Raw genomic sequence first — 14595 nt, 5'->3', positions numbered from 1 at the left:
GCTTCGGTTTTTATGGCACGTCCATAATGATCAAAATTCATAAAAACAAATAAATAAGAAATGACATCAACAGTAATATTACAGGCAGCAGCAGGTGGTAGTAACATGCTAACTACAATTGTACCAATGGTACTGATCATGGTAGTTTTCTACTTTTTCATGATCCGTCCGCAAGTTAAAAAAGCTAAAGACCACAAAAAATTGGTTGAAGAATTAAAAAAAGGAGATAAAATCGTAACAACAGCTGGTATTCACGGCCGTATTGCAGATATGAATGATACTACTTTTTTAATTGAAGTTGAAGGTGGTGTGAAAATCCGTTTCGATAAATCGGCAGTTTCTTTAGATGCAACCAAAGCAGTAGTAGCGCCTAAAGCCTAATAAATTAATAAAATTTAAGTGCAGTCCCGAAAACTTTCGGGACTGTTTTTGTTTTATTACATTTGATTAAATGCATTTCGGATAATATTTCCGGCTTACAGTTCATATTTAATTTATTATGCCCTTCATTACCTTAACGAAGATTGAAAAAAGACGTGTATTCAGCTTATTCGCCTGCCTGTTGCTGGCTATAGCTGCATGGCTTTTTATGGCATTAAATAATAAGTATGTTTATGTGGCCAAAACGGTATTGGTTTTTAAAAATAGTCCCACCAAAAGAGCTTTTTATCCTTTACAGTCTGATACGATAGATTTACAGGTAGAAGGAACCGGCTGGCAACTGCTTTTTGCCCGTTTAAGAATCAGCCCACCTTCTGTTTCTGTTAACCTGAGTCAGCTGAATACCAAAGATTTTATCGTTTTCTCTGATCAGCTTTTTAATATCAACAGGCAGTTAGAAAGTACACAAAAGGTAATTTCTGTTAAACCCGACACCCTATATTTCGATTTTACTAAACGCGTCGTAAAAAAAGTTCCGGTAAAACTGATTGATAAATTGGGTTTTGCAAAACAATATGGTATGTCTAGCGATGTTATCCTTAATCCTAACTATGTAAAGGTTGCCGGGCCTTTAGAAGAGCTTTCTAAAATAACATTTTGGCCGACCGATACGCTTAAACAGGATAAAATACAAAGCAGTATTACTACACGGGTGGCTTTACAGCACAGCATTCATAAAAATGTAAGCATTTACCCTTCATCTGTTGAAGTTAAGCTCTCTGTAGATGAATTTACGGAGAAAACCATCGAGGTACCTTTAAAAATTACCAATAATCGAAGCTATAACAGCATTAAACTTTATCCAAAAAAAGTTAAAGTTACGTTTTTGGTTGCTTTGAGTAATTACGATCAGGTTGATGAAAGCTTTATCACCGCAACTATTGATGTTGATGAATGGAGAAATTTAGGGCACCATCAGTTTACGGTCAAGATCACAGAATTTCCGGATTATTGTAAGCTGGTAAACGTAAGCCCGTCTAAAATAGATTTCATTGTAGATAAATAATGTATAAAGTAGGTATAACAGGTGGTATTGGAAGTGGCAAAACAACGGCTTGTAAGGTTTTTGAAGTATTGGGTATTCCAGTGTTTTATGCTGATACGGTTGCCAAAGAAATCATGATCAAAGATATTGTATTGGTAGCAGGAATCAAGTCGGCTTTCGGAAAGGAAAGTTATTTTGAAGATGGAAAACTGAACAATAAACATATTGCAGGTATTGTTTTTAATAATGAAGAAGCGCTGGCTAAATTAAATGCATTGGTTCATCCGGCAGTTTTTAGGGCATTTGATGCCTGGGAAGAAACTATACCTCAAAATGTCCCTTATACACTTAAAGAAGCCGCCCTGCTCTTCGAAAGTGGTTCTTATAAGATGTGTGATACCACTATCCTGGTTACTGCACCGTATGAACTTAAGCTGAAAAGGGTAATGCAACGCGATGAGGTTTCGGCAGAACAGGTTAAAGCCCGCATGGGTAAACAGCTTAATGACGAAGAGAAAGCGAAACTAGCCAATCATTTTATCGTAAATGATGAACAACAGTCCATCATCGAGCAGGTATTGACCTTGCATCAGCAATTTTTAAAGGCCGCTGAGACTCATAAGCCAGTCAATCTATAATTATCTCTCTCCAATCGTATCATCCTTAAATCACTTCATTCTAATATGATTTTAGCAGATTTTATCACGGTTACCCCAACCGGTTTATATTGTATTTACGGCGATTTTTACCTCGATCCGCAACAGCCGGTTAAAGAAGCCGTGGTTTCGCACGCACATGGCGATCATGCCATCGGTGGAAGTCAGAATGTATATTGTACTGCTGCTACTGCAACTTTTATGAAACACCGGTACCGTAAATTTGCAGCGGTTGATTTTTTTACCAAAAGTTATCATGAATCTTTCAAAATAAAAGAAGTTACCATTACTTTTTATTCTGCGGGACATATTTTGGGCTCCGCTCAGGTACTAATGGAATATAAGGGGGTGAAATATCTTTATACGGGTGATTATAAGATCGAGCCGGATAATACTTGTGAGCCATTTGAATTTGTAGAAGCTGATGTTTTAATTACAGAAAGCACTTTTGCTAATCCGGAAACCAAACATCCTTCTCCTGTAACAGAAATTGAAAAGCTTAACGAAACCAATGCGAATATCATGCTGGGTGCGTATGCGTTGGGCAAAAGCCAGCGAATTATTCAGTTGCTTAACGAGCATTGTCCTACTAAGAATGTTATGGTTCACCATAGTATCATGCCTTTTGTTAAAATCTATGAAGATTATGGTGTGAAAGTAGGAAACTACAAAATGTATGATAGAAAGGTGATGAAAAATAACCACGAGCATCAGGTTTATATTGTGCCGCCAATGGTATTTCACAGTTACCATAAAGCCATTAATGTAGTACGTGCCTTTGCCTCCGGGTGGAAGAACCTGCAACAGCAAAACGGGATTTCACTTTACATTTCTGACCATGCCGATTGGGACGCAATTCTAAAAACCATAGAGCAGGTTCATCCAAAGCAGGTATGGACTTTACATGGTGATGGTAAGCTGCTTAAAGACTATTTTAAAGATAAACTGGAGGTTAAAATATTAAATGGTTAAAAGTGAATGATAGGGTTAGAGAATGATTGAATGAGGCGATAAAGAAAATGATTAAAAACATTTCCTCATTTAATATTCAACCATATAATTCACTCATTCAAGATTCTGTCATTCAATAATTATGTTAAAACAAGGCGAAGATTTTTATTTTAACGAAGATGGATTAATGGTTTTTACTGAAGCTTACCATTTAAAACGTGGTTATTGTTGTAAAAATAAATGCAAACATTGTCCTTGGAGTTACGGCAAGAAGAAAGCGAAAAAGTAAATCAGTTGAGAGTTTCCAGTTGCCAATGAGCTGTAAATAGGTTGCCGTTAGGCGTTGATAAATCAAAAATTTATCTCAAAAGCGAACATAATAGTAAATATCGCTTAGTGCCATATCAAATCCCATCGAAACAAAGGTCAAAGTATCAGAAATATCTTTATGCTCCCTCAGTATCCACTTTTTTTCTTCATTAATGTAATATGCCTGCACAGAAATAGATTCCGAATCGATCATAATGTATTCTTTTAAAGATGGAATATCTTTATACAAATTAAATTTTTTATTTCTGTCGTAATTTTTGGTTGAAGGAGAAAGGATTTCAATAATTGCAGTTGGTAAAATGGAGGTATCTTCATCAAGATCGCTATGTGTTAAACCATTGCAATAAATGGAAATATCCGGATAGGTAAACAATGTATTCTCGGGAATGTTCATTCGTTTATCACTTCCATAAGGCCTGCAAGGCTTGCCTTTAAGTTTGCTGCCTATTTCCACAAAAACATTACTGAAAATTTCATTATGGTTCTCTCCGGCACCAGACATGGCAAATATCTCACCTTGATAGTACTCATGTTTCACCATAGACGCTTTTTCCATCTCCAGGTATTCCTCAATAGAGTAATGTCTTTTTTGATAAGCGACGGCGGGTTCATTTACAATTTCATCCATATTTAAATTTATGGATGTTTTTTCATAAATGTTAAATAAATAAACGATTTAAACGTTTAATACGGCTAGAGGATTAATTGTTTAAATGCCAACTGAAAACTGCTAAATATTAACCGAAAACTGCCAACCGAAAACTGCCAACTGAAAACTGAACTAGTGCCCGGTAAAAAAACCGATTAATGCGACACCAATTCCCAGTAAAACGGCTATCATTTTGCGGGTATTGATTTTATGATCAGCGCTTGATTCGAATAGGATCGTAGTAGAGATATGTAGGAAGATACCGATAACAATCCCCATAATCTTATTAAAATAGGCATCTAAACCACCTATGGTCCCGTTGCTTAACCCAACACTTACATAAAAGCCAAGAGGAGCCATAATGGCAAACAAAATAAGATAAAATATAATGCTTCCTTTTTTAAAGTGATTTTGCATCAATATACTCGCCAATGCAAAAGCAGCGGGGATATGGTGTAATGAAATGCCAAAAATCAATTCGTTATGCTGTTCTTTAGCTAGTGGCATCCCTTCTAAAAAAGCATGTAAACACAGGCTGATCATAATTCCAAAAGGAAATACATGCCCATCGTGATGTTTATGGATATGACCGTGTTCTACACCTTCTGAAAACTGTTCCAGGAAGATTTGAAATAAGAAACCAATCAGGATAAAAATGCCAATCTGCCATTTGTCCGGTCCGCTATAAGCATCCGGAATTAAATGTAAAACGGTTATGGCGAATAAATAGGCCCCGCTGAAAGATAAAATCAGTTTAAGTAATTTAGATTTATCACTTTTAACCAAAAAGATAGCGGTTCCGCCTAAAAAGGCACAGAAAAAGAGTACGCAAAGTTTCCAGATTTCCATAGGTTAAAAATCAGGTTGTAATTTTTTAAATATTCTCGAACAGATCATGCCTATTGTTATGCCTAGTAAGGCACCGATAGTTACATCAACAGGGTAATGAACGCCAACATACACCTGAGCAAAACTGATGATAAAAGCCCAAAAGAGGCCAATTGGTAAAATAGGTTTCCATCTGCTGTAAAAAATGCAGATTAAAAAAACAGCTATAGCAAAATGATTGGTAGCGTGCGCGGATGGAAAACTCAAACCGCTTCCACAAGGTACGCGATGAATAATATCGTTGGCTAAACTTAAATCATTGCAAGGCCGCACACGCGATACCCAGGGTTTTACAAGTCTCGAGGCAATTAAATCGCCCATGGCGAAGGTAAACAGTGCCATTCCGATGATATAATAACCTTGTTTTTTATACTGTTTGATGCAAAAAACAACAATAAAAAGGTAAAGTGGCGACCAGAAGAAACGGTTGCGCATAAGCGGCATCAGCCAGTCAAAAAAGCCGTTTGAAAGTCCGCGGTGGATTTTCAAAAACAATTCTACATCAAACTGCTGTATGCTTTCTATCATGCTTTTTTACAGATTAAAATTAACCGGTCTGAACTGCTTTTGTCGAAATCAGCTAAGTCGTAATTGCCGAAGGTTTTTTCGATAACCATCCCTGCTTTGCCCAACATGCGTTCAAAGTCTTCAAAACTAAAAGCCTGCACACGCTCTTCAAAGTGATATACTTTGTGTTTATCTTCGAAATTGATCTTTTTAATAATTTTCCCATCGATAACATTTTTAGTGATGTGAAAAGTGATGTCATCCAGTGATTTTGTTTCACAGGAATTTAAATTGCGGATGATTTTCTCGGTATTGAAATAATCCAGCACCAAAATACCCTCTGCGGTTAAACACTTGCGAAAAGTTTTAAGCGCATTTACGTGGTCTTTTTCGGTATCAAAATAACCAAAACTGGTAAAGAGATTTAAAGCTACATCAAAATAATTGATGTAAAACAACTTGCGCATATCATGAACAAGGAAGTGTAATTTGCTGTTTTCGAATTGCTTAGCGTACTTTATGCTTTGTTCAGATAAATCTATGCCCGTAACATCGAAGCCTTTTTTATTCAGGTAAATAGAATGCCGTCCTTTCCCACAGGCAATATCGAGCATTTTAACATCAGCTTTAGGATTTAAAAAGGCGGTAAGCTTATCAATAAAAAATTCGGCTTCAGCATCATTTCTCTGTTGGTAAAGAATATGATAATATGGCGAATTGAACCAATATTGAAACCACTTGCGTTGCATATAAAAGCCGTTTGTATCTTTAAAAAGATGCAAATATAAGGTTTTACAATCGCTAGTAAAGGTAGAATGTGCTTTTATGCAATAAAGTTGCAAGAATATTATGAATTGATTTTTTATTGCAAGCAAATCAACTTCTTACGTAAAAGTTGGAAAAGATTATTTATAAAAATCAAGCACACATTTAAATAAACACACATTTAGTTTTGGGGCTTAACACTGTTCTATAAAATTGATCGTATAGGTAGATATAAAAACTATGTAATTTAATGCCTGCAGCTCGGTTTAAATAACAGCTATCTTGTTTTTTTTCTTATTTTTGGACCTCAAATAATTATAAGAAGTGACTCTAATAAAATCGATTTCAGGAATACGGGGAACCATTGGCGGAAGTGTTGGAAACGGCTTAACACCATTTGATATTGTGAAATTTACAGCGGCCTTTGGTAGCTGGGTGGTGAACAAAACAGGCAATAAAAGAATAGTATTGGGACGCGATGCCAGGATTTCGGGCCAGATGGTGAATAATCTGGTTATGGGAACCTTACAAGGCCTTGGTATCGAAGTAATCGATTTAGGCTTATCAACCACGCCAACTGTTGAAGTAGCCGTTCCTGATGAAAATGCCGGAGGTGGTATTATTTTAACCGCCAGCCATAACCCTAAGCAATGGAATGCTTTGAAGTTATTAAATGCAAGTGGAGAATTTATTAGTGATGCTGACGGTAAAGAAGTTTTAGATTTAGCAGAAAGTGCTGATTTTGATTTCGCAGAGGTAGATAAACTAGGTAAAGTAATCAAAAATGATACTTACCTGCAAAAACATATCGATAAGGTTTTGGCCCTGCCATTGGTTGATGTGGAAGCGATTAAAAAAGCTGATTTTAAAGTTGTAATTGATTGTGTAAATTCTACGGGCGGTATTTTTATACCAGCTTTATTAAAAGCCTTAGGTGTAAGTAAAGTAGTAGAATTATATTGCACGCCAGATGGGCATTTCCCGCATAATCCTGAACCACTGCCCGAAAACCTGACAGAAATATCAAAAGAAGTTCAGAAACAAAATGCTGATTTGGGTATTGTGGTAGATCCTGATGTTGACCGTTTATGTTTTGTGAATGAAGACGGCAGCATGTTCGGTGAAGAGTATACTCTAGTAGCGGTAGCCGATTATGTATTAAAAAACACTCCAGGAAATACAGTTTCAAATCTTTCATCAACCCGTGCTTTACGCGATGTAACCGAAAAAGCAGGTTCAGCCTATAATGCTTCGGCTGTGGGCGAGGTAAATGTGGTAAACAAAATGAAAGCGACCAATGCCATTATTGGTGGGGAAGGAAACGGTGGTATCATTTATCCTGAATCGCATTACGGTAGAGATGCCTTGGTTGGTATTGCCCTATTTTTAACGCATTTAGCTAAATTTGGTAAATCTATTTCAGTACTTCGTGCAAGCTATCCCCAATACCACATTTCTAAAAATAAGATTACCCTTACGCCAGAAATGGATATCGATCATTTATTGAAACAGGTAGAAGAGAAATATAAAAATCAGCCCTACAGCACCATTGATGGTTTGAAGATAGAATTTGATAAAACCTGGGTACATTTGCGCCGCTCTAATACCGAACCAATCATCAGGATTTACAGTGAGGCAGAAAATGAAACCATTGCCGAAAATTTGGCGAACAAAATTATTTCCGATATTAAAGAAATATTACACCTTTAATCTCTAAAACGGATTCTGGGATCAAGCATAACTGTTCAGGGTTTAATCATTGTATTAATCCAGAACATTAAACAAAGCTGCCCTTAACCAGGCATCTTTGCAACACTAACTTTTAAATATTCATAGAAATGAAAAGGGTCTATTTAGATAACGCGGCCACAACGCCTTTAGATGCAGCAGTAATCGCAGAAATGACAAACGTGATGGAAAACTATTTTGGTAATCCATCTGCCATTCATGCACTTGGCCGTGAAGTGAGAACGCTGGTAGAGAAGGCCCGTAAAACTGTTTCTGGCCTGCTAAATGCATCTCCATCTGAGATATTTTTTACTTCCGGAGGCACTGAGGCTGATAACACCGCTATCCGTTGCGGCATTTCAGCCTATGGCATCAAACATGCCATCACTTCAAAAATAGAACATCATGCCGTTGAACATACTTTAAATACTATGCTTAAAAATGGTGAAATTGATAAGTTGAGTTTCGTTAATATTGATGAAAAAGGAAATATCGATTACAACCATTTAGAAGTGTTGCTTCAAAATAACGAACGTACTTTCGTTTCGCTGATGCATGCCAATAATGAGTTAGGCACTTTGACCGATATGGTGAAAGTTGGCGATATCTGCGAGAAATATAATGCCATCTATCATGCTGATACCGTTCAGACCATGGGCCATTATCCGCATAACGTACGAGAACTGAAAGCGCATTTTATTGTTTGTGCTGCACACAAGCTCCACGGACCAAAGGGTGTTGGCTTTTTATATGTAAACAGCAATATTAAAATTCCGCCAATGATTTATGGCGGTGCTCAGGAGCGCAATATGCGTGGTGGTACCGAAAATGTATATGGCATTGTAGGCCTAGCGAAGGCTCTGGAAATTGCTTATGCAGAAATGGAGCAGCATCAATCTTATATTCAGGGCTTAAAGGATTATTTAAAAACACAGTTGATTACCGAAATCCCTGGAATTGCTTTTAATGGCGAAACCGATGCCGATAAAAGTCTTTATACTGTGCTAAATGTTTCTTTCCCGGAAATGGACATGGCCGATATGTTATTGTTCAATTTGGATATCAACGGGATCTGCGCTTCTGGCGGTAGTGCCTGTTCATCAGGTTCTAACATTGGATCGCACGTGTTAAATGGTATCAATGCCGATCCAAACCGTCCTTCAGTACGTTTTTCATTTAGTAAATATACTACTAAAGAGGATTTGGATTATGTAATCGAAAAAGTTAAAATGGTAGTGAAACAAAACGCATTGGCATAAATAGCGTAAGCCAAATAAGAAGTCCCGGTGTAAGTCGGGACTTTTTTTGTGAACAAAATTTTAATGATGTTTTTAGAAAAGCAGATGCAGCTTACTAATCGTTTGGTGAACCCCTATCGTGTTTGGTGCGCCACCAAACATTGGATGCGCTCCCTGCAACCCCAAATAGTATTCCTGGCCGTGCCACCTAAACCTGATCGGAACGAACACGGAGCAAAGCGTAGTAAAGTGGAGAGCAGGACTGTGCCAACCTAAGCAATGCTGAACCTGATTTCTAAAAAATGATTTTTTTAAAAAAAAAGCTACTGTTAAACACACCGCCTCACAAAAAATAACTTGCAAAACTCAAAAATTAAGTCTATATTTAATTAAACGTAATATAAGGCACTCTAGGCCATTTAACCCTATCGTTCCAGTAAGAAACCTTATCAAACACCCCATGGTATAAGGTTAGGCAAATTTTAAAAAGCTTTTTATCAGGTATTAAAATTGTTAACCCTGAAAGCCGCCAGGTTTTCAATAATTTATATCATCATGGAAACAAATCGCAACAATCAGCATCAGGAAAACGCTAAATCCGAACAAAATGAAGAAAGGAAACACATTTACAAGTTTATCCTTAATCCATTTTCATTCGAATCATCAAACCATTTCAATAAAATTCATAAAAGGAAGTTTCATTCTTTCGGGAATATTCATGAATTAGGGAAATTACCAGGGGCGATGTTTTAAATGTGTACGTCATTTCCATTTTCTTGTTTGGTGGCTCCTCAACCATAACATCATCTGTTTTGGATGTGAGTCACCAGCATTTAAATCGCCAAAAGCCATTCCAAAAACAACTATTAAAAACAATCTTATTTTTCGCTTGTTCCTATTGTATATCAAATTGCAAATATTATGGAAACAAATAAAGAACAAGGTAAAGTTGTTGAGAACGATTTACTGGATAAAACAGCAGAAGATATTAAAGAAGATAGAAATTTAGATGAAAATAAGTCATCTAAAGTAGCTACCAATCTGTTTAACAAAGATAAAGATCGTAAGAATAACTCATTTGGTCCAGGGCATGAGCCAGGTACTACGCCAGGTGCAGGAATATAATCGTTATTATTTCAGCATTTAAATCATTAAATTTAAACCACAGCATTTGCTGTGGTTTTTTAGCTTAATATCAAATGGAAAGAAGAAATTTTATTAAAAATTCGGCACTTGCTATGGCCTTGCTTTCAATTTATAAAACAGATGTTTTTGCACAGCAAGAGTTATTGCGCGTTTATAATTTTAAGCCACTTCGTAATAATGTAGGTATATTTACTGAGCAGGGTGGGACTATTGGCTGGTTAAATTCGAGTAGCGGTTTTGTAGTAGTAGATGCGCAATTTCCAACCACGGCACCTCATGTGATTGATGAGTTGAAAAAATTAGGTGAAAAACCTTTTAAATACCTGATCAATACACATCACCATGGCGATCATACAGCGGGAAATATTTCTTTTAAAGGATTGGCTGAAAAAGTGGTTGCTCACCAAAATTCACTGGTAAACCAAAAAAGAGGAGCAGAGAAAGCAAATAACTTAGATAAACAACTACTGCCCGACACTACTTTTGGTACTAAATGGAGTGCTAAAGTAGGCGATGAAAGTATAAAAGCTTACTACTATGGCTCAGGTCACACCAATGGTGATGCGGTTTATCATTTCGAAAATGCCAACATTGTGCATGTAGGCGATCTGGTATTCAACCGTAAATTTCCATATATTGATAGGGAAAATGGTGCACATATTGGCAATTGGATTACGGCTTTAGATAAGATCCAGAACCAGTTTGATAACGATACTTTATTTATCTGGGGACATAGCCTTGATCCGGAAAAAGTAACCGGAAATAAAACCGACATTAAAGCTTATCAAATTTACCTTCAAAACCTTTTAACCTTTGTAGGTAGCGAAATTAAAGCTGGCAAAAGCAAAGAAGACATTTTAAAAACGACTACGATTCCAAATGCACCTGAATGGAAGGGCGAAGGAATTGAAAGAAGCTTAACTGCTGCTTATGATGAATTAAAGGGAGCTTAATTCTCATATTCCAAAATAAAAGTCGTCATTTCGACTGAAGTGCAGCGAAATGGAGAAATCTTTGAACTATTTTAAAAGATTTCTCCCCGCCTGTACGGGCAGGCACTGCGGTCGAAATGACGCCCTTGTATATCTGTTATCAATGCTCCGATGTATTTGAAAATTCTAACCTCTACCATTGACGTTATTTCGCAAAAAAATTATTAATCAGCATTTTAACTGGTTTCGCATTTCCATCCAACTAGGCCTTAGCACGGCACCTCCGTTCTACTTAAATCCGGCCTAACAAATTTTTCGGCCTGCAATGCTCTGGCCTTACAACTGGCTTCAAAAGAAAATTTTCAGCCGGCATTTTTTGTTTTCTCATGTATTTTTATGTTTTCAATGGCATTCAAGCTAGCTTCGCTGGTCTTTTTGATGCCAAAAAGAAAGAGCCTTTCGGCTGCGGCGAGCCGAGGCAAGGCCATGGTGTATAGCAAAAGAAATCAATTATACGTCATTATATTGATTTTTATACAATAAATTATTCCTCAGGATGACTTTCCCAGTATGAAGTATCTCTGTGGCAAAGCCTTCAAAATCTATTTTCAATTTATAAACGTTCTATATTTAAAATAATCCTTTCAACGTCATTGAATTACCATAGGCTTTAATCATTAACAACTATATTTGTTACCATTCAAATCTACAGCCCATGGATGATTTTATAGCAGCCCGCTCACAAATGGCCTTATCATTAGGCTTCCACATTATTTTTTCCTGTATCGGTATGGTAATGCCTTTCTTTATGGCCGTATCGCACTATAAATGGCTTAAAACAAATGATGAGGTATATAGGAACCTCACCAAAGCCTGGAGTAAAGGTGTGGCTATATTCTTCGCTACAGGAGCGGTATCGGGTACCATGTTATCATTCGAACTTGGCCTGCTATGGCCCAAATTTATGGACCATGCCGGACCAATATTCGGAATGCCTTTTTCACTCGAAGGGACAGCCTTTTTTATCGAAGCCATTGCCCTTGGGTTTTTCCTTTACGGCTGGAATAAGTTAAATAAATGGTTTCATTGGTTTACAGGCATGGTAGTAGGGGTAAGCGGATTGGCTTCGGGCGTATTGGTAGTTGCTGCCAATGCCTGGATGAACAGTCCGGCGGGTTTCGATTTTGTAAATGGACAATACCTTAACATCGATCCTATACAAGCCATGTTCAATAAAGCCTGGTTTAGTCAGGCATTACACATGTGTTTAGCAGCATTTACCGCGACAGGCTTTGCTGTGGCAGGCGTACACGCTTTAATGATCTTGCGGAACAGCAATGCCCATTTCCATTTAAAAGCCTTTAAAATAGCGGCTGTATTTGCCTGCGTCGCTGCTTTATTACAGCCCTTGAGTGGCGATATTTCTGCAAAAGATGTTGCCAAGCGCCAACCTGCAAAGCTAGCGGCGATGGAAGCATTATATAAGACAGAAAAACCAGCCCCGCTATTGATCGGCGGTATTGTAAATGAAAAAGAGAAAACAGTAACAGGTGCAATCAAAATTCCAGGTGCATTGAGTTTTCTGGCACATGGCGATTTTAAAGCTGAAGTTAAAGGGCTGGATCAGATTCCGGAAAATGAACATCCACCAGTAGCCATCACCCATTATGCTTTTCAGATAATGGTTGGGATTGGTACATTATTACTGCTAATATCATTAACCTACTTCTTCGTTCTCTTAAAAAAGAAACCTTTAACAGAAAAGCGATGGCTTTTAAAACTGTTTGTTGTGGCCATACCACTAGGTTACCTCGCTTTGGAGGCTGGTTGGGTAGTTACAGAGGTTGGCCGGCAGCCATGGATTATTTATGGTGTTATGCGTACTAAAGATGCGGTAACTCCAATGCCAGGTATTGCGTATTCCTTTTATATCTTCTCGGCCATTTACGTGTCGTTAAGTATAATCGTAACGTTTTTGCTTTACCGGCAGATCAAAATGGTGCCAGTGCTCTATAATAATCAGGAAACAAAATAATTAATTAACCACAGATAAAAAGGATGAATACGGATGAGAATTTTGATGCATGTTGCATAACTTCTTTGAAATCTGTGCTATCTGTGCAAATCTGGGGCAAAAAAAAATAATGATGGAACAAGTAGTAATCACATTTTTATGCATGGCCATTCTGCTTTACTTTTTATTGGGAGGGGCTGATTTTGGTGCGGGTATTATAGAGCTTTTTACCTCCACAAAAAATAGGAGTAGAACACGCAAAACCATGTATCATGCTATTGGTCCGGTGTGGGAGGCCAACCACATGTGGCTGATCATTGCGATTGTGATCCTTTTTGTAGGTTTTCCACTTATTTATACCACCATGTCGGTTTACCTGCATATCCCGTTAGCCATTATGCTCATCGGGATTATAGCGCGTGGTACGGCCTTCGTATTTCGCCATTATGATGCCGTAAAAGATGATATGCAATGGTTATACAACCGGATATTTCGATATTCAAGCTTTGTAACTGCTTTATTTTTAGGAATTATTGCAGGAAGTCTTATTTCTGGTCATATTGATACGCAGGCGACTGATTTTTATACAGCTTATATTTCGGGCTGGTTAAACTGGTTTTCTGTGGCTGTAGGTTTCTTTACTGTTTCACTCTGCGGTTTCCTCGCCGCCATTTATCTCATCGGCGAAACAACAGAAGCGCATGATAAACGTCGTTTTATTAAAAAAGCCATGTTTATGAATGTGGCAGCAGTTGTTTTTGGTGCAATGGTGTTTATTGCCGCACAGCGCGACAAAATTCCATTGATGGATTGGGTTTTCAAAAGTAATGTAGGTTTATCGGCCATTGTTCTGGCAAGTCTATCGCTGATATTGTTATGGTACCTATTGATTAAAGGGAAAACCAAGATTTTGCGCGTTTTAGCGGGCTTCCAGGTAACGATGATCCTTTTGGCTATTAGTTATGCCCACTTTCCTAATTTTATCCGTTTGAAGAGCGGAGATGCCATCTCGCTATTGGAAACAGCCGGACCAGAGAAAACCATTTACAGTTTAGGTTTAGCACTTTTATTGGGAAGTGTATTGATTTTGCCCTTTTTGGGATATTTGTTTTATAAGTTTCAGAAAAGAGAGGAGTAGAGATTTTTTGCAAGATCGTCCTGCTGAATTTATTTCAGCAACTATTCAGCAGTAAGACCCTGAAATAAATCCGATAGCTATCGGATCAGGTGACGGACGCTCAAAGTTATAGCAGATTTCAATAGAAGGTATCGTCATCTCCTTTGGTTTATCAAACTGATTTTTCTTCTTTCAAATATCTTACAAGAAGAAAGCTTAGTAAGCGTTTAAATAAAAGGCAGGGTGAA

At 37.5% G+C, this 14595-nt stretch carries 15 protein-coding genes; 11 read left to right on the top strand and 4 right to left on the bottom strand.

Annotated elements, in window-relative coordinates:
- Positions 1-60 precede the first annotated feature (60 nt).
- The 5 genes from yajC to BLR60_RS24840 all read left to right on the top strand — a co-directional run bounded on the left by yajC (position 61) and on the right by BLR60_RS24840 (position 3322).
- Positions 61-381: a preprotein translocase subunit YajC gene (gene yajC, locus BLR60_RS11575; protein WP_090499927.1), complete on the top strand. Its 321-nt coding sequence runs from the start codon at positions 61-63 to the stop codon at positions 379-381.
- Positions 382-499: 118 nt separating this feature from the next.
- Complete coding sequence (locus BLR60_RS11570) at positions 500-1447, top strand: YbbR-like domain-containing protein (protein WP_244155641.1); 948 nt, start codon at positions 500-502, stop codon at positions 1445-1447.
- Positions 1447-2064: a dephospho-CoA kinase gene (gene coaE, locus BLR60_RS11565; protein WP_090499925.1), complete on the top strand. Its 618-nt coding sequence runs from the start codon at positions 1447-1449 to the stop codon at positions 2062-2064. Before BLR60_RS11570 ends, coaE begins: the two co-directional genes overlap by 1 nt.
- 45 nt (positions 2065-2109) lie before the next feature.
- On the top strand, positions 2110-3054 hold the full coding sequence (locus tag BLR60_RS11560; protein WP_090499923.1) for an exonuclease: 945 nt from the start codon (positions 2110-2112) through the stop codon (positions 3052-3054).
- Positions 3055-3175: 121 nt separating this feature from the next.
- The gene (locus BLR60_RS24840; RefSeq protein WP_167354723.1) at positions 3176-3322 is read left to right on the top strand and encodes a C1orf53 family protein; all 147 of its coding nucleotides are present in this window, start codon (positions 3176-3178) and stop codon (positions 3320-3322) included.
- 75 nt (positions 3323-3397) lie between these two features.
- Here BLR60_RS24840 and BLR60_RS11555 read toward each other — a convergent pair whose 3' ends face one another.
- From BLR60_RS11555 to BLR60_RS11540, 4 genes are all read right to left on the bottom strand, one after another.
- Positions 3398-3991, bottom strand: a complete 594-nt coding sequence (locus tag BLR60_RS11555) for a Uma2 family endonuclease (protein WP_090499921.1) — start codon at positions 3989-3991, stop codon at positions 3398-3400.
- A gap of 153 nt (positions 3992-4144) precedes the next feature.
- Positions 4145-4861, bottom strand: coding sequence for a ZIP family metal transporter (locus BLR60_RS11550; protein ID WP_090499919.1), 717 nt, complete (start codon positions 4859-4861; stop codon positions 4145-4147).
- A gap of 3 nt (positions 4862-4864) precedes the next feature.
- A complete protein-coding gene (locus BLR60_RS11545; protein WP_090499918.1) occupies positions 4865-5428 on the bottom strand; it encodes a phosphatase PAP2 family protein in 564 nt (187 codons plus the stop codon).
- On the bottom strand, positions 5425-6156 hold the full coding sequence (locus BLR60_RS11540) for a class I SAM-dependent methyltransferase (RefSeq protein ID WP_090499916.1): 732 nt from the start codon (positions 6154-6156) through the stop codon (positions 5425-5427). Before BLR60_RS11540 ends, BLR60_RS11545 begins: the two co-directional genes overlap by 4 nt.
- A 340-nt stretch (positions 6157-6496) precedes the next feature.
- Here BLR60_RS11540 and glmM point away from each other — a divergent pair, with 340 nt between their 5' ends.
- The 6 genes from glmM (at position 6497) to BLR60_RS11505 (ending at position 14368) form a co-directional block, all read left to right on the top strand.
- Positions 6497-7882 carry a phosphoglucosamine mutase gene (gene glmM / locus BLR60_RS11535; RefSeq protein ID WP_090499914.1) on the top strand — a complete coding sequence of 462 codons (1386 nt, stop codon included), beginning with the start codon at positions 6497-6499 and terminating at the stop codon, positions 7880-7882.
- Between the two features lie 128 nt (positions 7883-8010).
- Positions 8011-9159 carry a cysteine desulfurase family protein gene (locus tag BLR60_RS11530; RefSeq protein WP_090499912.1) on the top strand — a complete coding sequence of 383 codons (1149 nt, stop codon included), beginning with the start codon at positions 8011-8013 and terminating at the stop codon, positions 9157-9159.
- A gap of 900 nt (positions 9160-10059) precedes the next feature.
- A complete protein-coding gene (locus tag BLR60_RS11520) occupies positions 10060-10263 on the top strand; it encodes a hypothetical protein (RefSeq protein WP_090499908.1) in 204 nt (67 codons plus the stop codon).
- Between the two features lie 74 nt (positions 10264-10337).
- Positions 10338-11237, top strand: coding sequence for an MBL fold metallo-hydrolase (locus BLR60_RS11515; protein ID WP_090499906.1), 900 nt, complete (start codon positions 10338-10340; stop codon positions 11235-11237).
- A gap of 694 nt (positions 11238-11931) precedes the next feature.
- Positions 11932-13251, top strand: coding sequence for a cytochrome ubiquinol oxidase subunit I (locus tag BLR60_RS11510; RefSeq protein WP_090499904.1), 1320 nt, complete (start codon positions 11932-11934; stop codon positions 13249-13251).
- Between the two features lie 112 nt (positions 13252-13363).
- Positions 13364-14368 carry a cytochrome d ubiquinol oxidase subunit II gene (locus BLR60_RS11505; RefSeq protein WP_090500298.1) on the top strand — a complete coding sequence of 335 codons (1005 nt, stop codon included), beginning with the start codon at positions 13364-13366 and terminating at the stop codon, positions 14366-14368.
- Positions 14369-14595 lie beyond the last annotated feature (227 nt).

It is taken from the genome of Pedobacter terrae, from assembly GCF_900100705.1.
Lineage (GTDB): Bacteria > Bacteroidota > Bacteroidia > Sphingobacteriales > Sphingobacteriaceae > Pedobacter > Pedobacter terrae.
This window is presented reverse-complemented; position numbering and strand designations above follow the sequence as displayed.